This is a genomic window from Caulobacter sp. KR2-114 (assembly GCF_049446115.1).
Classification (GTDB): Bacteria; Pseudomonadota; Alphaproteobacteria; order Caulobacterales; family Caulobacteraceae; genus Acaudatibacter.
This window is the reverse complement of the sequence record NZ_JBMSEC010000002.1, coordinates 934,353-952,312: the sequence shown is the minus strand read 5'-3', so window position 1 is coordinate 952,312 and position 17,960 is coordinate 934,353. Positions and strand designations below refer to the sequence as shown.

The following is a 17,960-nucleotide window of genomic DNA, read 5'->3' as shown; positions in this document are numbered from 1 at the left end:
CGGCGTCCTTCGGGGGCAAAAGGAGATACGCCCATGCCCCAGCCGCGCCCGTTCCTGTGGTTCGACAACCAGGCCGAAGAGGCCGCCAATTTCTATGTCTCGGTGTTTCCGAACTCCAGGATCACCGCGGTCGCCCGCTACGGTCCCGGCAGCCCTGGCGGCGCCGAGGGCAGCGTGATGACCATTGCCTTCGAGCTGGACGGGCAGCCCTTCAACGCCCTGAACGGCGGGCCGATCTTCCAGTTCAGCGAGGCGGTCTCGTTCGTCATCGACTGCGAGACCCAGGCAGAGGTCGACCACTACTGGAAGGCGCTGGGCGAAGAGGGCGGCCAGCCGGGCCAGTGCGGGTGGCTGAAGGACCGTTTCGGCGTCTCCTGGCAGGTCGTGCCGACGGTGCTGCCCCGCCTGCTGAGCGGCGACGACCGCGAGAAGGCGGGCCGGGCGATGGCGGCCATGCTCAAGATGAAGAAGCTGGACATCGCCGCGCTGGAGGCCGCGCGCGAGGGCTAGCTCTGCGCGAAGGCTAGCTCAGCGTCGGCATGTGCAGGATGGCGCCCGGCGGGGCCTCGTGCAGGCGCGTGGCCAGGTTGCCGCGGTAGTCGAGGATCTCGGCCAGCGGACGCTGCTGCAGGTTGTCGAGGTCGAAGGCGCCGTCCAGCACGAACGGCCGCTTGCCGGTCAGCCGCGAGCCCTCCTCCAGCGGCCCGTGGGCCGCGGCCCAGGCGTGGGCGAAGGGCCAGCCGGCCTCGCCGGCCGGATCGGCCAGCAGCCGGGCGGCCCAGCCGGGCAGGTCGTCGGCCATCGGCTCGACCACGCCGGTCTCGCTGACGAACCGCACCACCTTGTCGCCCTGCAGGGCGAACAGGTCGCCCAGGGCGTCGGCGGCGAAGAACAGCAGCCCCTCGCAGCGATGCCAGTAGCCCGCCGTCCAGTCGCCGTTGTTCAGCCGCACCAGGTCCAGCCGGCGGGTGGGGGCGTCCACCGGGAACACCAGCAGGGCGTCCTCGAAGGCGAGGAAGCCGTCCCGGTGGCCCAGCAGCTGTTCCAGCTCGCGCGTGCGCGCCGCCCCACCGATATCGGGCAGGGCGCCGGCAAAGCCCGGCCCGAGGGCGCCGCCGGCCACGTCCAGCAGCGCGTCGAAGGAGGACGACATCGTCAGAGTCCTTACTTGGGGTGCTCGGCGCGCCACTTCTTCACGGCGTCCAGGGTCAGGGCGACGTGCTGGTTGGGGTTCAGGTCCGAATAGACGAACAGGATCTTGCCGTCGGGGGCGATCACGTAGGAATCCCGGTTCGACCAGCCCGGGCGCAGCATCAGGCCCGAATCGTAGGTCTTGGCGATGGCCGCGTTGGGGTCGGAGGCCACCGGGAACTTGCCAGAGCAATGCTCGGTCTCGGCGGAGAAGGCGGCCAGCTGGTCGAGGTTGCCGGAGGTGACGCCGATCACCGTCGCGCCCTGCGCCTTGAACTGGTCCACCGCGTCGGCGAACAGGTGGGCCTCGGCGTTGCAGCCGGAGGTGTGGGCGGCCGGGAAGAAGTACAGCACCACCGGACCCTTCTTCAGCGCCGCCTTCAGATCGAAAGTCAGCGGCTTGCCGGCCTGGTAGCCGGGGGCGGTGAAGGCCGGGGCGGGGGCGCCGACCGCCAGGTGGGCCATGGCCGGCCCCGCCAGCAGGGTCGAGGCGGCCATCGCGGCGGCGGCTGCGGCGAGCCCGCGTTTGCCGGGGATGAGTCTCATGATGTCGTCCTTCCTGAACCTGCCCTCGGGCGCAGTATGCGCCGCGCCCCTGTGGCCCCCAAGCCGAAATCGCCCTCCCTTGCTCCGGCCGGAGCGATCGCCTAACCCTCCCGGCGACAGAACAAAGCAAATCAGGGAGCGGCCATGACCCTCGCCTTCATCTTTCCGGGACAGGGCAGCCAGGCCGTGGGCATGGGCGCGGACCTGGCCGAGGCGTTCGCCGCCGCGCGCGAGGTGTTCCAGGAGGTGGACGACGCCCTGGGCCAGCACCTGAGCAAGCTGATGCGCGAAGGGCCGATCGAGGACCTGACCCTGACCGAGAACACCCAGCCGGCGCTGATGGCCGTCAGCCTGGCGGTGATCCGCACCCTGGAGAAGGAGTTCGGCGTCGGCATCGACAAGGCCGCCTTCGTCGCCGGCCATTCGCTGGGCGAGTATTCGGCGCTGGCCGCGGCGGGCGCGATCGGCCTGTCGGACACCGCGCGTCTGCTGAAGCTCCGCGGGCAGGCGATGCAGCGGGCCGTGCCGGTGGGGCAGGGGGCCATGGCCTCGCTGATCGGACCCAAGACCGACGTGGCCCTGGCCGAGGCGGCGGCCAAGGAAGGCTCGAGCGTCGGAGTCTGCGTGGTGGCCAACGACAACAACGCCGGCAATGTGGTGATCTCCGGCGCCAAGGCGGCCGTGGACAAGGCCATCGAGGCGGCCAAGGCGCTGGGCACCCGGGCCATCCCCCTGAACGTCTCCGCCCCCTTCCATTGCCCGCTGATGCAGCCGGCCGCCGACGAGATGGCCGAGGCCCTGGCCGCGGTGACCATCGCCGCGCCGCGCGCGCCGCTGGTGGCCAACGTCACCGCCCGCCCGACCCTGGACCCGGAAGCGATCCGCCGGATGCTGGTGGAACAGGTCACCGGCCGGGTGCGCTGGCGCGAAAGCATGGAATGGCTGGCGGCCGAGGACGGCGGCGCGGTCACCCGCTTCGCCGAGGCCGGCGCCGGCAAGGTGCTGACCGGCATGGTCAAGCGCATCGCCCCCGATGCGGAAGGCGTGGCCCTGAACGCCCCCGCCGACCTCGAAGCCTTCGCCGCCTCGCTCTGACGGCCCTCATCCGACGGGACTGCACGATGTTTGATCTTTCCGGCAAGACCGCCCTCGTCACCGGCGCCTCTGGCGGCATCGGCGGGGCCATCGCCCGCGGCCTGCATGCCCAGGGCGCGCACGTGGTGCTGTCCGGCACCCGCGAATCGGCGCTGCAGGACCTCGCCGGCGAGCTGGGCGGGCGCGCCAGCATCGCGGTGGCCAACCTGGCCGATCCGGCGTCCGTGGACGGACTGGTGGCCGCCGCCGAGGCTGCGGCCGGCCACGACCTCGACATCCTGGTGTCCAACGCCGGGGTCACCCGCGACGGCCTGCTGCTGCGGATGAAGGACGAGGACTGGGAGACGGTCCTGAGGGTGAACCTGGAGAGCTATTTCCGCCTGTCCCGCTCTGTGCTGCGCGGCATGATGAAGCGCCGCTCCGGACGGATCATCGGCATCACCTCGGTGGTCGGGGTGATGGGCAACGGCGGCCAGACCAACTACGCCGCCTCCAAGGCCGGAATGATCGGCTTTTCCAAGGCCTTGGCCCAGGAGGTCGCCAGCCGCAACGTCACCGTCAACTGCGTCGCGCCCGGCTTCATCGAAAGCCCGATGACCGACGCCCTGACCGACGCCCAGAAGACGCAGATCATGGGCACGATCCCGCTGGCCCGCCTGGGCTCGGGCGAGGACGTGGCCGCGGCGTGCGTCTACCTGGCCAGCAGCGAGGCCGCCTACGTCACCGGCCAGACGTTGCACGTCAACGGCGGCATGGCGATGATCTGAAGCGGAGCCTCACGGCGCTTGCGATGCGCTAGTCTCGCCAAAAGGAACATGCTAGGCGGGAGCCGAAACCAAGACTGGACTTCCGGGCGGCCCGCCGGGCCCCCACTATTTGAGTTTATCCGTGCCGCGGAGCGTTGGGAGACCCCGCCGCCGGGCGCCAACCTGAACGAGGGATTTGAGCTGAATGTCCGACATCCTTGAGCGCGTGCGGAAGATCGTCATCGAGCACCTGGACGCCGACCCGGAAAAGGTGACCGAGAAGGCCAGCTTCATCGACGACCTGGGCGCTGACAGCCTCGACAACGTCGAGCTGGTCATGGCCTTCGAAGAAGAGTTCGACATCGAGATCCCGGACGACGCGGCCGAGCATATCCAGACGGTCGGCGACGCCGTGAAGTTCATCGGCGAGCGCCTGGGCGCCTGATCAGGCTTCCTGACGTCCTTTCACGCGCCGCGCCGTGTCAGCTTCGCTGATGCGCGCGGCGTTCGTGATTCTGGATCTCGGCCGGAGTCCGGATCTCGCGCAGCGCCGGCGTCCGGGCCGAGGCGGCGCTGTGAAAACGGATGCTGGCCCGCCGTGCGATTTGCTCTAGCCTTTGTGACCGAGACAAGCCGGCCCACCTAGAGGGGGCCGTCGTCCCCAGGGAGAGTCACCGATACCCATGCGTCGCGTCGTCGTTACCGGAATTGGCATGGTCACGCCCCTCGGCTGGGGCGTCGACACCAGCTGGAAGAACCTGCTGGCCGGCAAGTCCGGCGCAGGACGAATCAGCGCCTTCGATCCCACCGACTACGCCTGCAAGGTGGCGTGCGAGGTGCCGCGCGTGGATGGCCGCGGCGGCGGCGGGCCCGACGTGCCGGGGTCGTACGATCCCAACCAGACCATGAGCACGCGCGACCAGCGCCGGGTGGACGACTTCATCCTCTACGCCATGGCCGCCGCCGACGAGGCGGTGCGGGACGCCGACTGGGCGACCGAGGACGAGGCCGAGCGCAAGCGCACCGGTGTGATCATCGGCTCGGGCATCGGCGGCCTGGCCACCATCGCCGAGACCGCCATCGAACTGCACGAGAAGGGCCCGCGCCGGGTCAGCCCGTTCTTCATCCCCTCGGCGCTGATCAACCTGGCCTCCGGCCAGGTGTCGATCCGCTATGGCTACAAGGGCCCCAACCACGCGGTGGTCACCGCCTGCGCCACCGGGGCCCACGCCGTGGGCGACGCCATGCGGCTGATCCAGTACGGCGACGCCGACGTGATGCTGGCCGGCGGGGCCGAGGCCTCGATCTGTCCGATCGGCATCGCCGGCTTCATCGCCTGCCGCGCCATGTCCACCGGCTTCAACGACACGCCGGAAAAGGCGTCGCGCCCCTATGACAAGGACCGCGACGGCTTCGTCATGGGCGAGGGCGCCGGCTGCCTGATGCTGGAAGAGTACGAGCACGCCAGGAAGCGCGGGGCCAAGATCTACGCCGAGGTGATCGGCTACGGCCTGGCGGGCGACGCCTACCACATCACCTCGCCGGCCGAGGACGGCGACGGCGGCTACCGGGCCATGGAGGCCGCGCTCGGCCACGCCGGGCTGGAGCCCGCCGACATCGACTACATCAACGCCCACGGCACCTCGACGCCGGTGGGCGACGAGATCGAGCTGGGCGCGGTCGAGCGGTTGCTGGGCCAGGCCGCGGGCAAGGTGGCGATGTCGTCCACCAAGTCGGCCACCGGTCACCTGCTGGGCGCCGCCGGGGCGATCGAGGCGATCTTCTCGATCCTGGCCCTGCGCGACCAGATCGCGCCGCCGACCATCAATCTCGACAATCCCTCGGTCGAGACCGCCATCGACCTGGTGCCCAACGTCGCCAAGCCGATGAAGATCGACGTGGCCCTGTCCAACAGCTTCGGCTTTGGCGGCACCAACGCCTCGGTCATCTTCAAGAAGGCGCCGTGAGCCGCGCGCCACGCTATCGACGTTCCGCCGCGGTGACTCCCGCGCGCCGGCTGATGGCGATGGGCGGCAGCGCCCTGGCGGTGCTGGGCGCCGGCGTGCTTCTGGTCGTGCTGTGGGTGCTGTGGGTGTACGCCGGGCCAGGCCCCAAGGCGCACCAGGGGGCGTCCACCGACGTGGTCCTGCGCCAGGGCGCCAGCCTGCCGGAGATCGCCTCCTGCCTGAAGCAGGCGCATGTGATCGGCTCCAGCGCCATCTTCATCGCCGCCTCGGAAGCCACCGGCGCGGCCAAGCGCATGAAGGCCGGCGAGTACGAGATCCCCAGCCGCGCCTCGATGGCCACGATCATCGGCCTGATCCGCGACGGCAAGGTGGTGCGCCACCTGGTGACCATTCCCGAGGGCCTCACCTCCGAGATGGTGGTCGACATCCTGCAGTCGTCCGAGTTCCTTACCGGCAGCGCGCCGGTGCCGCCCGAGGGCTCGGTGCTGCCGGAGACCTATGAGGTGCGCCGCGGCGAGGATCGCGCGGCGGTGCTGCAGCGGATGATGGACGATCGCGACAAGCTGCTGGCCACCCTGTGGGACCACCGCCGCCAGGGCCTGCCCTACCAGTCGCCGGACCAGGCGGTGATCATGGCCTCCATCGTCGAGAAGGAAACGGCCAAGGCCGACGAGCGCCCGCGCGTGGCGGCGGTGTTCATCAACCGGCTGCAGAAGGGCATGAAGCTGGAGAGCGACCCGACCATCATCTACGGCCTGACCCGCGGCCGGCCCCTGGGCCACGGCATCCGCGTGTCTGAGCGCGCCTCGGTGACGCCGTACAACACCTATGTGATCCAGGGCCTGCCGCCGACGCCGATCTGCAATCCGGGCCGCGCGTCGCTGGCCGCGGTGCTGGATCCGCCGCAGACCGACGAGCTGTACTTCGTCGCCGACGGGACCGGCGGCCACACCTTCTCGTCGACCTTCGAGCAGCACACCAAGGGGGTCTCGCATCTGCGGGCCCTCGAGCACGCCGGCAAGGCCGGGGGCGGCCACTGATGGCGGGGGCGAGCCTGTCCGGCATGACCGGCTTTGCGCGCCACGAGGGCGCGCTGGGCGAGTGGAGCTGGGCGGTCGAGGCGCGTAGCGTCAACGGCCGCAGCCTGGAGGTGCGCTTCCGCGGCCCGCCCGGCTTCGACGCCCTGGAGCGCGCCGCCCGCGAACTGGCGCAGCAGCGCTTCCAGCGCGGGCAGCTGACCGTCAACGTCCAGGCGCGCCGCGCCGACGGCCAGGGCGGCGGGCGGGTCAACCGCGAGGTGCTGGAGCGCTATCTGAAGATCGCCGAGGAATACGTCCTGGCCGGGCTGGCCAGCCAGCCGCGCATGGACGGCATGCTGGCCCTGCGCGGGGTGATCGACACCGGCGACGACACCGACGACCCCGAAACTCGCGCCGCCGTCGAGGCGGCCATGGCCGCCAGCCTGGCGCTGGCGCTGGATGGGCTGAAGACCGCGCGCCAGGACGAGGGTCGGGCGCTGGCGCCCGTGCTGGCCGGCCTGGTGGACCAGATCGAGGCCCTGTCGACCCAGGCGGAGGCCGAGGCCGCCGCCCAGGTGCGGGCGATCAACGAGCGCGTCTCCCGGCGGCTGACCGAGCTGGCCGGCGAATCCGCCACCCCCGAACGCATCGTCCAGGAAGCGGCCGCCCTGGCGCTGAAGGCGGACGTGCGCGAGGAACTGGACCGCCTGAAGACCCACGTCACCGCCGCCCGCGCCCTGATGGCCGAGGCGAGCGCTCAGGGCCGCCGCCTGGACTTCCTGACCCAGGAGTTCATGCGCGAGGCCAACACCCTGTGCTCGAAAAGCGCCACCACCGCCTTGACCGCCGTGGGCCTGGCCTTGAAGGCCGCGATCGATCAACTCCGCGAGCAGATTCAGAATGTCGAATGAAACGCCCCTCGAACGCCGGGGGCTGATGCTGATGGTGGTCAGTCCGTCGGGGGTGGGCAAGACCTCGCTGACCCGACGGCTGGTCGCCGACCACCAGGACCTGCACCTGTCGATCTCGGCCACCACCCGCGCGCCGCGCCCCGGTGAGCACGAAGGCCGGGACTATCACTTCGTCGACCGCGCGGAGTTCCAGCGCATGGCCGCGGCGGACGAGTTCCTGGAGTGGGCCGAGGTCTACGGCAACTACTACGGCAGCCCCAAGGGGCCGATCATGGCCTCGCTGGCGCGGGGCGAGAGCGTGCTGTTCGACATCGACTTTCAGGGGGCGATGAAGATCAGCGCCTATTCCCCTGACGACGCTGTGAAAGTCTACATCCTGCCGCCGTCGCTGGCGGAGATGAGCCGGCGCCTGCACGCCCGCTCGCAGGACTCCGAAGAGGTGATCGCCATGCGCCTGGCGCGGGCCAAGACCGAGATCGCCGACTGGGGCCGGTTCGACTACCTGATCCTCAACGACGACTTCGACCGGGCCTACGCCGAGCTGGCGCACATCTACCACGCCGAGCGCCTGCGCCGGGCCCGCAACACCTGGATCGAACCCTTCGTGGCCCGGCTGACGGCGGAGAAGATCTGACGAAATTCTCTTCCCCCGCTCGCGGCTAGGGGATGCACACATCGGCGAAGGGGCCCTGTAACTCCTGCCTTCTCCCCTTGCGGGAGAAGGTGGCCCGCGTCAGCGGGTCGGATGAGGGGTTGATGGAACCTTCGTGACTATCTTGGCGACGACGGCGCTGCGCCAACCGGAAAGGCGTGCCGACCCCTCATCCGTCTTGCTGCGCAAGACACCTTCTCCCGCAAGGGGAGAAGGCTTTCAGAACCCGGCATCGAGATGTGTGAATCGCCTAGCCGCTCGCGGGGGAAGTGTCGCCAATGCCGCGCGCAGCGAGGCGGGCGACGATGGGGGACGTGTCCCCGGCCGACGCTGGCATTTGCGGCTGGTCGCCTTCATCGACGCTTCGACCCGTTCCGGGACGCCGAGCCCTCACACCCTTCGCACCCCATCGTCGCCCGCTTCGCTTGGGCGACACTTCCCCCACCTTCTTGGGGAAGAGGGGCTATCGCTTGCCCATCACCGCCGCCAGCCGCAGGAAGCCCGCCACCGGCACCGTCTCGGCGCGGGCATTGGGGTCCAGGCCGGCGGCCTCGCACAGCGCCTCGCCGCCCAGCACCTTGAGGCTGGAGCGCAGCATCTTGCGGCGCTGGCCGAAGGCGGCGGCGGTGACCGTCTGAAGGGCGTCGACCAGGGCCGCAGGGGGCGGCTCGGCCAGGGGCGTCAGGCGGACCACGGCGGAGGCCACCTTCGGCGGCGGGGTGAAGGCGCGGGCCGGCAGGTCCATGACCTTCTCGGCGTGGCACAGGGCCTGCGCCAGCACGCCCAGCCGCCCGTAGTCGCGCCCGCCCGGCGGGGCGGCGATGCGGTCGGCGACTTCCTTCTGGAACATCAGGGTCATGGACACCGGCCGGAACGCGCCGGTCAGCCACTTCACCAGCAACGGCGTGCCGACGTTGTACGGCAGGTTGGAGACGATGCTGGCCGGCCCGCCGCCGGCGAGGGCGGCCTCGTCCACGGCCAGGGCGTCGGCCTCCACCACCGTCAGCCGGCCAGGCGCCGCGGCGGCCAGCTGCGCCAGCACCGGCAGGAAGCGCGGGTCCTTCTCCACGGCGATCACCCGCAGACCGGCCTCCAGCAGGGCGCGGGTCAGGCCGCCGGGACCGGGGCCAACCTCGATCACCGGCTGGTCGGGGCCCAGCTGCGCCAGGCGCACGATCTTGCGGGTGACGTTGAGGTCCAGCAGGAAATGCTGGCCGAAGCGCTTGTCGGCCGACAGGCCGGCGCCGGCCAGCACATCGCGCAGCGGCGGCAGGTCGTCGAGCCCGTCCGGCGGCGCAGGCGCGCTCATCGTCCGTGGCGGCGCGCGGCCATCTGCGCGGCCAGGCGGATGGCGGCCATCAGGCTGTCGGGGCGGGCGACGCCGCGGCCGGCGATGTCGAAGCCGACGCCGTGGTCCGGCGAGGTGCGGATGATCGGCAGGCCCAGGGTGACGTTCACCCCGCCCCAGAAGTCGAGCATCTTCACCGGGATCAGCGCCTGATCGTGGTACATGCACAGCGCCGCGTCGTAGCGGGTGCGGGCCTCGGCGTGGAACAGGCTGTCGGACGGGTAGGGGCCGGTGGCGTCCACCCCCTGGTCGCGCAGCACGCGGATCGCGGGGCGGATCACGTCCACCTCCTCGCGGCCGATCGAGCCGGATTCGCCGGCATGCGGATTGAGGCCGGTGACGGCCAGCCGTGGCGTGCGGATGCCGAAGTCCCGGACCAGGGCCTGGGCGGTGACCAGGCCGGCGTTGACGATGCGTTCCACGGTCAGCAGCGACGGTACGCTGGCCAGCGGCTCGTGGATGGTCACCAGGGTCACCCGCAGGTCCTGCGCCGTCAGCATCATGATCGGCCCGCGCGCACCGGGGTGGCTGGCGGCGGCGGTCAGTTCGCCGAGGAACTCGGTGTGGCCGGGAAAACCGAAGCCGGCCTCGTACAGCGGCGCCTTGGCGATCGGCGCGGTGACCACGCCCGACACCACGCCGGACAGGGCCAGGCCCGCGGCGGTCTCGATCCAGCGAACGATGGCCGGCGCCGCGGCCGCGGAGGGCTGGCCGGCGATCACCGCGCTGTTCAGCGGCAGGTCGAGCACGGGCAGAGCCTGCTCGAACACGGCGGCGGCCTCGGCCGGCAGACCCACCGGCCGGATGATCGCCGCCCCCGCGGAGGAGGCCGACGCCAGGGCGCGGGCGTCGCCCAGCACCACGAAGGCGGGGCCCTCATGGCGCAGGGCGCTCCACGCCTTGACGATGATCTCAGGCCCGATGCCCGCCGGATCGCCCAGCGTGACCGCGAGCGGCGCCGCCGTCACCGCGTCTCGATGGTCGCGGAGTTGCGCAGGTCGCGCAGGTACCGCTTGGCGATCATCGCCAGCTGCTGGCCGACCAGCCGGTTCTCGATCTCGTCGTGGTTTGCCAGGTCCTGGCCGGGCTGGCGCTTGTTGCACACCGCGATCAGGTGCATGCCGGCGTCGGTGCGCAGCGGCTCGGAGACCTCGCCCACCTTCAGCTGCTCGGCCGCCTGCTGGAACGCCGGGGCCAGGTCCTTGACCTCCGCCTCGCCGAGGTCGCCGTAGATCACGCCCTCGATCTTGCCGGCCTGCACCTGCAGGGTGTCGCAGCCGTTCACCCGGGCGCGCAGCGCCTCGAGCTTGGCCTTGGCGGCGGCGACCTGGTCGTCGGTGGCGGTGGCGGGCAGGGCGATGGCGGCCTGGCGCAGGCTGACCAGGGTGGAGGCGCCGCCGGCGCGCTTGTCGCGCAGCAGCACGATGTACACGCTGTCCTTGGTGGCGATCGGCTGCGACAGCTGGCCCGGACGCATCTGCTCCAGGGCGGCGTCGACTTCCGGCGGCATCTGGCCGTGCGTCACCCAACCCACATCCCCGCCGTTGGCGGCGGTGGGCGAGGACGAAAACTGGCGGGCCACGGCGGCGAACGGCGCGCCCTTCTGCAGCTGGTCGATCAGCTGGGCGGCGCCGGTGAGGGCCTGCTGCGCGCTGCCGACCCGGGCGTCGTCGACCACGACTTCGCTGACCTGGTACTGCGGCTTGCCGGACTCCGCGGCGATGCGGTCCTGGTAGGCCTTGATCTGGTCCTCGCTGACCTTCACCCGCGAGCCGTAGCGGCCGCGGATCCAGCCGCGCCAGCTGATCTCGGCGCGCAGCTGGGCCTTGAAGGTCTCCGGCTGCACCCCTTGCGAGGCCAGCTGGTTCAGGAGGCCGTCGGCGTTGGTGTTGTTGCTGCGGGCGATGTCGTTGATCTCGTCGTTGACCTCGTCGTCGCTGGCGATCAGGTCGAACTTCTGTTCCTTGCTCTCGCGGCGCAGCTCCTGGAGCTCCAGGCGTTCGTCCTCCAGCGAGCGCAGCGCCTCGCGCTGCAGCTCCGGCAGGTTCTGGTCGGTGATCTGGATGCCCGAGGTGACGATCAGCAGGCGCATGCGCTGGATGATGTCGTAGCTGGAGATGATGTCGTCGTTGACGGTCACCACCACCGATTCCGACAGGCCTTGAGGCTGCTGTTGCTGCTGCGGGGCCGCCTGCTGCGGCGCGGCGGCCGCTCCGCCAGCGTCCTGCGCGCCAGCCGGACAGGCGACGATCGCCATGCCCAGAACAGCGCCGCCCGCGCCCGCGATCCTACCAAGCCAGCGCATGAATATCGAACGTCCTCATACCATTAGGCTCGCGCGTCCGAGGGCCGCGCGAGGTGTTGCCTAGGGCCTGTAGCCTGAATTGCCCAATGTGGCGAGCGTTAGGCGCAGCACCACGGACTTGGAGGGACCAAGTGTCCCATTGGTCGTTTCGTCGCTGCGATAGATGACCTCGACCCGGATGCAGTCGTCCCGATAGACGATGCCCACGTCGCGCCGCAGCCACTGGTCGGTGTCGAAATTGCGCACCCCGTAGAGCGACAGGCCCCAGTGCTTGTTGGCCCACAGGTCGGTGTGGAAATCGAGGCCGCGGAAGTTGCCGCCGGTGGGGGCCTGAACCTCTTCCAGGTAGCGGACGTAGCCGCTGACCCGGCTGGTGGCGAAGTCGCCGCCCACTTCCAGGCGGTGGATGGCCAGGTCGCTGGCCCCCAGTCGCCAGCGCGAGAACAGGTGGATGCCCTGCAGCGGCGTGACTTCCGCGGCCAGCACATAGTCCGACGACTGGGTGGACAGGCTGGTGCTGGCGGGCAGGGCGGGGTCGGCGTTGGCGCGGAAGCTGCGGCCCAGCATCACGCTGGCGCTGCGCCCGTCGGCCAGGAAGGCGCTGGCCCGGCCGCCGACGGTGAAGCGCTGGCCGGCCTCGAACAGGTCATAGCCCGGCGAGCGATTGATCTGGAACAGGTTGGTCTCGTCCAGCTCCCAGACCTGGCTGTCCTCGTTGGGGATGCGCGGGTCCTGCCTGGCGTTCGGCGACAGGGCGATCTGCGCCAGTGGCTCCAGCACCCAGGTGATGTCGCCGGACTGCTTGATCAGCGGATAGCTGATGTCCGCCCCGCCGGTGACGAAGCCGCGGCCGATGGTGGCGTTGGGGCTGTAGGGCGCGGGCAGGTTGCTGATGCTGTAGAGGTCCGCGCGGGCCTGGAAGAACGGCTCCACGCGCAGGCCGTTGGCGAAGGTCAGGGCCCCGCGCCAGTCGAGCCCGCCCGAGGCGCGCCGGCTGTCGATACCCTGTTCCAGCGGGTTGTTCGGATCGCGGTCGCGGTTCAGCAGCACGGCGCTGCCGTCGAACCGCAGGCGGCCGCCCAGGATGTCGCTGGGCAGCTCGTAGTGCGCCTCGACCACCGGCGCGATCAGCGGGAAGGTCTTGTTGATGTCGTCGGCGCGCAGCCCCTGCACGCTGATCGCCGCAGCCGAGAAGTACGACAGCTGGTCCTGGCGGGTGATGTACGCCTGAGAGATCAGCCGCCGGTCGTCGGCCGCATAGAGCCCGCGTTCGATGAACACGCTGGAGACGTCGTACTTGTCGAAGATCAGCGGCTCGGAGGCGCGCTCGGCGGTGAAGCCCCAGTGCCAGTACGGCGTGATGTCGAACGCGCCCTTGGCCAGGATGTAGCTGCGCGAGGTCAGGCTGCCAAACAGGTTGCCGTGCGAGTCGAAGTCCTTTTCGTAGGTGTAGCCCGCCCGCACGTCGATCGAGCCGGAATAGAACCGCCGCCGCCAGTCGACGCTGACGAACGGGTTCACCGCGGTGTTGATCTGCGGGGTGATGGTGATGTCCTGCGAGGGACTGATCACCTGGTACCAGGACTGCGAATACGACAGGCCGCGCTTCTGCGAATAGGTGGCGAACGGCGTCAGGAAGCCTGACTTGCGCTCCGCCGACGGGTCGGCGGTCCACATCACCGGCAGGTACAGAATGCCGACGCCCAGCACCTGCACCACCGCGTGGTGGTAGGTGACCAGCTGGCGCTTCTTGTCTTCCACCACCTGGCTGGCTTTGATCGACCAGGTCGGCTGCTTGTGGCTGCCGTCGTCGGCGCAGACCGTGCAAGGGGTGTAGATCGCGTCCCGCAGGCGGGTGACCTGGTCGTTCTCGCGCGTGGCTGTGGCCGCGGCGATCTTCACCCCGTTCTGCAGCCGGGTGGAGAAGCCCAGGGCCACGCCGGCGCTGAAGTCCTTGTCCAGGGTGGCGGCGTCGGAGAATTCGGCGGTGCCGTCGGGATTGATGATCTGCACGTGACCGCGGGCCGTCACCACGCCGGTGGTCTCGTCGTACTCGACGCTCTCGGCGCGCAGCACCTTGCCGTTATAGCGGGCCTCGACGGCGCCGGTGGCGGTGTAGTGGCGGGTGACGTTGTCCTGGGTCAGGACGTCGGCCTCGAGATAGAAGCCATCGCCCTGCAGGCCGTCGTCGGGCGCCGGCGGGGTGATAACCTTGGGCGGCGGGACCTGGCTGGAGGGCAGGGACGGGTCCGGCTCCGGCGCCGCGAGGGCCGGCCCGCCGGCCAGCAGGGCCAGGGCGGCGCCCGTCAGCCAGGCGGCCCTGGCTCCGCCGCGCGCCGATTGGCTGGCATTCATCCCCACGCGACCCCTCGATCCCACCGGCGCCGATCCTTCGGACCGGGCGTCCACTCCACCTTTGGCGACCTATGGCACGACTGCGGCGGCAATGCGCCCCCTCAGCGGCCCTGAGCGCACGCTCGCGAGTCAGCCGTCCTCGGTATAACAAAGCACCGTCACCCCGGACAGGAAGGCGAGCACCGGCGGCGCCCAGGCCGCCAGCGCCGGCGGCAGCTGGCCCGCCGCGCCCAGGGCGCCGCACAGCTGGTTGGCGAAGAACACCACGAAGCCCACCGCCGCCCCCAGGATCGCCAGCCCCGCCAACCCGCCCAGCCGCATCAGCCGCATGGAGAAGGCCGCCGCCAGCAGCGCCATGGCCGCAAACAGCAGCGGCTCGGCCAGGAACTGGTGCAGGCGCAGTTGGTAGCCCGCGACAGCGTAGCCGGAGGCCTGCGCCCGGGCGATGGTCCCGGGCAGGCGCCAGAAGGGCACGCCCTCGGGCGACTCCACCTTTTCCAGCACACTGCGCAGGTCGAGGTCGGAGGCCAGTTCCAGGCGCTCGGCGCGCACCGACTGCGCGCCCGGCAGGGCCTCGCGCACGTCGCTCAGCCGCCAGGCGCCGGGCACGAGGTCCGCCTGGGCCGCCTCCAGCCGCCGCGAGACCATCAGTTCGCCCCCCGGTCCGGCGCTCTGCAGATAGACCGACACCCCCTTCAGCCGGATGGTCTCGCGCACCAGGTCGTGGGCGTCCGCATGGATCACCATCTGGTTGCGCGCATCGCCCTGGCGCAGCCACATGTCGTGGGTCGCGCCCTGGCGACCGTCCAGGAGGCCGGCGCGATGGTCCTCGTAGCGGTTCGCCAGCCAGGCGGCCGCCGGATGCAGCGCCGTGACGGTCAGCACGCCCACGGCGAACGCCGCGCCCACGGCCGGGGCGACGAAACGCCAGGCGGAGATGCCGGCGGCGCGCATGGCCACCAGCTCGCTGCGCCGGTTCAGGGTGACGAAGGCGCCCATGGTGCCGAACAGGAAGATGAACGGCAGCAGCTTGAGGATCACCGCCGGCGACTTCAGCGCCGTCAGCGCCAGCAGCTGGACGAAGCTGAGGTCGACCACCCCGCCCAGGGTGCGCGACAGCTCGACGAAATCCACCAGCACGATCACCGAGGCGATCACCGCGAAGGCGGCGCCGACACCCAGCAGGGTGCGTCCCAGCACATAGCGCTGGATGCGCCCAACGCCGCTGACGCCGGCGCTCATGCCGGCACGGCCGGCAGCCGCGCGGGCAGGGCGCGGGCGGCCGGCGGGCGCAGCGGCGCGAACAGCACGAAGCCCGACGCCGCCACCGCCGCGAGCGGCAGCAGATACTGCGCCAGGTTGGCCGCCGGGGCGCTGGCCGCCAGGGCCTGCACGGCGAAGCCCAGGGTGCGCAGCACGAGGGCGGCGCCGGCGGTCGCGCCGATCCTCTGGGCATAGCCCATCCGGCTGAACGGCCCGCCGAGCACCCCGGCCAGGGCCATGGCCATGAAGGCCAGGTTGTAGAGCGCCCCGGCCAGCCGCGCGTGGCCCTCGGCCAGCATCTTCTTGCGGTTGGACCGCTCCCAGGCGCGGCTGAGGTCGGGAAAGAACAGCTCGTGCAGATAGCGGTCCGAGAGCTTGTAGTTCACCGCCTCGCGCTGCGGCGCCAGGCTGCGCAGGTCGAAGGCGTACTCGTCGAACGCCAGAACGTTCAGCACCCCGGTGCGGGAGAACTCCTGGTTGGCGCCGTGGCGCATCATCAGGATCGGCAGGCCGCCGCGCGCCTCGAACCGACCCTCCTGGGCGGTGATGGTGATCTCGCGGCCGCGGCCGTTGTCCTGGTTGATGAACAGGTTGTGGATCAGCCCGTCGTCGTCCACCGCCTGGGCATAGACGGTCAGGCCCCTCGCCGGGTGGGTGAACTGGCCGGGCTTGATCATGGTCGCCGCCAGGTCGCTCTTCACGTCGCGCAGCACCTCGCGCATGGCGCGGTAGCACAGCGGCTGGATCCACAGCGACAGCACCAGCGAGGCGACGGCCACCAGCGCCGCCAGCCGCAGGGCCGGGGAGGCCACGCGCCAGCGGCTCATGCCGCCGGCGAAGCAGATGACAATCTCCTGTTCGGTGTGGAGCCGGTTCAAGGCGATCAGCGCCGCCACCAGCAGCGCCACCGGCAGGATCATCACCACCAGCTGCGGCATGGCCAGCAGCGTCACCTGCGCGAAGATCAGCGGCGTCTGGCGGTCCTTTACCAGCAGGTCGATGCCCGCCAGCATCTGGGTCAAGAGGGCGATCCCGGTCAGCGCCGCCGTCGCCAGCAGGGCGGGGCCCAGCAGTTGGCGAAACAGATAGCGTTCGATGAGGCGCATGCGGAGTTTGCGAGGCTTCTCGGGCGCCGGGGCGGGACCCTTAGTAAACCCGCCGCCCGCGCCGGCACAACCGGCGCGGTGGCGCCGACCTCAGGACGCGGGGACAACGGCCGTCGGGCCGAACGTCTCCTCGAACGCCGCCTTCAGCGCCGCGTCGGCCTCGTCCATGGTCACCGGCAGGCCAAGGTCGACCAGGCTGGTGACCCCATGCTGGGTCACGCCGCAGGGCACGATGCCGTCGAAGTGGCCGAGGTCCGGCTCGACGTTGAGGCTGATGCCGTGGAAGCTGATCCAGCGGCGCAGCTTCACGCCGATGGCGGCGATCTTGTCCTCGCGCTGGAAGCCGGGCCCCTTGCGCTCCACCCAGACGCCGACCCGGCCCTCCCGGATCTGGCCCTCGACGCCGAACCGCGCCAGGGCGGCGATCACCCAGGCCTCCAGCGACGCGACAAAGGCGCGCACGTCGCGCTGCCGCTCGCGCAGGTCCAGCATCACATAGGCCACGCGCTGGCCGGGACCATGATAGGTGTACTGCCCGCCGCGGCCGCTGGCGAACACCGGAAAGCGGTCGGGCTCCAGCAGATCCTGCGGCTTGGCGGAAACCCCGCCGGTATAGAGCGGCGGATGCTCCAGCAGCCACACCAGCTCGCCCGCCCGGCCCTCGGCGATCGCCTCGGCGCGCGCCTCCATGGCCGCCACGGCCTCGGGGTAGTCCACCAGGCCGGACGACACCTTCCATTCCACGGGACGGCCGTCGGAACGGGCGAAGACGGGCGGCATGTTTAACGAGCGGTCAAGCATCGGGGGGCAATGTGGGGGCTCGCGGCGTCATCGGCAAATCAGCCGGGTCGTCCGCACTCCCGTCGGAGGTGTTTGCGTTCGTGAGCCAGGTCAACGCGGTCAATGTCGAGATCTCCGTGGTGCTGGGGCGCTCGACCCTGCCCATGCAGCAGCTGCTGCGGATGGGCCGCGGCGCGGTCATTCCGCTGGACGCCAAGGCCAACGACGAGGTCTGGATCCTGGCCAACAACCATCCGGTGGCCCGCGGCGAAATCCTGATCAGCGACGACAAGATCTCGATCTCGGTGACCCGCGCCGCCGACGTCTACGACTTCATGGCCGGTTCGGCCTACTGAGGCGCTTAATTTCTCCCGCGGCGGGACATTCCGGCGCACGCCCTTCACAAGCGTCGCGGCGTTTGCTAACCCCCGCGCCTTACCACGATGCGGTCGTGGCGGAATTGGTAGACGCGCAGCGTTGAGGTCGCTGTGGGGCAACCCGTGGAAGTTCGAGTCTTCTCGACCGCACCATCCTGCTTCGCCCTTCGGGCTTCGCAGGATTCCATGCCGGGGCTCGGGCGCCGCATGGTCGAACCAAGGCGCTACGACGCTTCATGCCGGTAAATTCAGCCTGTCGCGGCCAGCCGGTTGCGCCGCCGCCGAGTTTTGGCCTAAAG

18 protein-coding genes and 1 tRNA gene are annotated in these 17,960 nt (G+C 70.5%); 10 read left to right on the top strand and 9 right to left on the bottom strand.

The window, feature by feature from the left end:
- Positions 1–33 precede the first annotated feature (33 nt).
- Positions 34–510 (top strand): VOC family protein, encoded by a 477-nt coding sequence (locus ACO2Q3_RS10705; protein WP_423306559.1) that lies wholly within the window; start codon positions 34–36, stop codon positions 508–510.
- 13 nt (positions 511–523) lie between these two features.
- On the opposite strand, the gene ACO2Q3_RS10700 is transcribed toward ACO2Q3_RS10705, so the two are convergent.
- Both ACO2Q3_RS10700 and ACO2Q3_RS10695 read right to left on the bottom strand, forming a co-directional pair.
- A complete protein-coding gene (locus ACO2Q3_RS10700) occupies positions 524–1,153 on the bottom strand; it encodes a hypothetical protein (protein WP_423306558.1) in 630 nt (209 codons plus the stop codon).
- A gap of 11 nt (positions 1,154–1,164) precedes the next feature.
- Positions 1,165–1,737, bottom strand: coding sequence for a peroxiredoxin (locus tag ACO2Q3_RS10695; RefSeq protein WP_423306557.1), 573 nt, complete (start codon positions 1,735–1,737; stop codon positions 1,165–1,167).
- 144 nt (positions 1,738–1,881) lie between these two features.
- Here ACO2Q3_RS10695 and fabD point away from each other — a divergent pair, with 144 nt between their 5' ends.
- From fabD to gmk, 7 genes are all read left to right on the top strand, one after another.
- On the top strand, positions 1,882–2,832 hold the full coding sequence (gene fabD, locus ACO2Q3_RS10690; protein ID WP_423306556.1) for an ACP S-malonyltransferase: 951 nt from the start codon (positions 1,882–1,884) through the stop codon (positions 2,830–2,832).
- 26 nt (positions 2,833–2,858) lie between these two features.
- Complete coding sequence (fabG, locus tag ACO2Q3_RS10685) at positions 2,859–3,599, top strand: 3-oxoacyl-[acyl-carrier-protein] reductase (RefSeq protein ID WP_423306555.1); 741 nt, start codon at positions 2,859–2,861, stop codon at positions 3,597–3,599.
- A gap of 184 nt (positions 3,600–3,783) precedes the next feature.
- Entirely contained in the window at positions 3,784–4,023 is a 240-nt protein-coding gene (locus ACO2Q3_RS10680; protein WP_056019455.1) for an acyl carrier protein, read from the top strand.
- A 238-nt stretch (positions 4,024–4,261) separates the two neighbouring features.
- Positions 4,262–5,545, top strand: coding sequence for a beta-ketoacyl-ACP synthase II (gene fabF, locus ACO2Q3_RS10675; RefSeq protein WP_423306554.1), 1,284 nt, complete (start codon positions 4,262–4,264; stop codon positions 5,543–5,545).
- Positions 5,542–6,585, top strand: coding sequence for an endolytic transglycosylase MltG (gene mltG, locus ACO2Q3_RS10670; protein WP_423306553.1), 1,044 nt, complete (start codon positions 5,542–5,544; stop codon positions 6,583–6,585). The genes fabF and mltG overlap by 4 nt, the downstream gene beginning before the upstream one ends.
- Positions 6,585–7,475 carry a YicC/YloC family endoribonuclease gene (locus ACO2Q3_RS10665; RefSeq protein WP_423306552.1) on the top strand — a complete coding sequence of 297 codons (891 nt, stop codon included), beginning with the start codon at positions 6,585–6,587 and terminating at the stop codon, positions 7,473–7,475. The genes mltG and ACO2Q3_RS10665 overlap by 1 nt, the downstream gene beginning before the upstream one ends.
- Complete coding sequence (gmk, locus tag ACO2Q3_RS10660; protein WP_423306551.1) at positions 7,465–8,109, top strand: guanylate kinase; 645 nt, start codon at positions 7,465–7,467, stop codon at positions 8,107–8,109. Before ACO2Q3_RS10665 ends, gmk begins: the two co-directional genes overlap by 11 nt.
- A 481-nt stretch (positions 8,110–8,590) precedes the next feature.
- Here gmk and rsmA read toward each other — a convergent pair whose 3' ends face one another.
- The 7 genes from rsmA to lipB all read right to left on the bottom strand — a co-directional run bounded on the left by rsmA (position 8,591) and on the right by lipB (position 17,305).
- On the bottom strand, positions 8,591–9,436 hold the full coding sequence (gene rsmA / locus ACO2Q3_RS10655; protein WP_423306549.1) for a 16S rRNA (adenine(1518)-N(6)/adenine(1519)-N(6))-dimethyltransferase RsmA: 846 nt from the start codon (positions 9,434–9,436) through the stop codon (positions 8,591–8,593).
- Positions 9,433–10,443 (bottom strand): 4-hydroxythreonine-4-phosphate dehydrogenase PdxA, encoded by a 1,011-nt coding sequence (gene pdxA, locus ACO2Q3_RS10650; protein WP_423306548.1) that lies wholly within the window; start codon positions 10,441–10,443, stop codon positions 9,433–9,435. Before pdxA ends, rsmA begins: the two co-directional genes overlap by 4 nt.
- Positions 10,440–11,780: a peptidylprolyl isomerase gene (locus ACO2Q3_RS10645; protein ID WP_423306547.1), complete on the bottom strand. Its 1,341-nt coding sequence runs from the start codon at positions 11,778–11,780 to the stop codon at positions 10,440–10,442. The genes pdxA and ACO2Q3_RS10645 overlap by 4 nt, the downstream gene beginning before the upstream one ends.
- A gap of 60 nt (positions 11,781–11,840) precedes the next feature.
- Entirely contained in the window at positions 11,841–14,135 is a 2,295-nt protein-coding gene (locus tag ACO2Q3_RS10640) for an LPS-assembly protein LptD (protein ID WP_423306545.1), read from the bottom strand.
- Between the two features lie 129 nt (positions 14,136–14,264).
- Positions 14,265–15,377: an LPS export ABC transporter permease LptG gene (lptG, locus tag ACO2Q3_RS10635; RefSeq protein WP_423306544.1), complete on the bottom strand. Its 1,113-nt coding sequence runs from the start codon at positions 15,375–15,377 to the stop codon at positions 14,265–14,267.
- A complete protein-coding gene (lptF, locus tag ACO2Q3_RS10630; protein ID WP_423306543.1) occupies positions 15,374–16,504 on the bottom strand; it encodes an LPS export ABC transporter permease LptF in 1,131 nt (376 codons plus the stop codon). The genes lptG and lptF overlap by 4 nt, the downstream gene beginning before the upstream one ends.
- A gap of 90 nt (positions 16,505–16,594) precedes the next feature.
- Positions 16,595–17,305, bottom strand: a complete 711-nt coding sequence (lipB, locus tag ACO2Q3_RS10625; protein ID WP_423306542.1) for a lipoyl(octanoyl) transferase LipB — start codon at positions 17,303–17,305, stop codon at positions 16,595–16,597.
- Positions 17,306–17,334: 29 nt separating this feature from the next.
- Between lipB and ACO2Q3_RS10620 the strand changes: the two genes are divergently transcribed.
- A complete protein-coding gene (locus ACO2Q3_RS10620; protein ID WP_423306938.1) occupies positions 17,335–17,640 on the top strand; it encodes a FliM/FliN family flagellar motor switch protein in 306 nt (101 codons plus the stop codon).
- 89 nt (positions 17,641–17,729) lie between these two features.
- Positions 17,730–17,814: transfer RNA gene (locus tag ACO2Q3_RS10615), tRNA-Leu, on the top strand.
- Positions 17,815–17,960 lie beyond the last annotated feature (146 nt).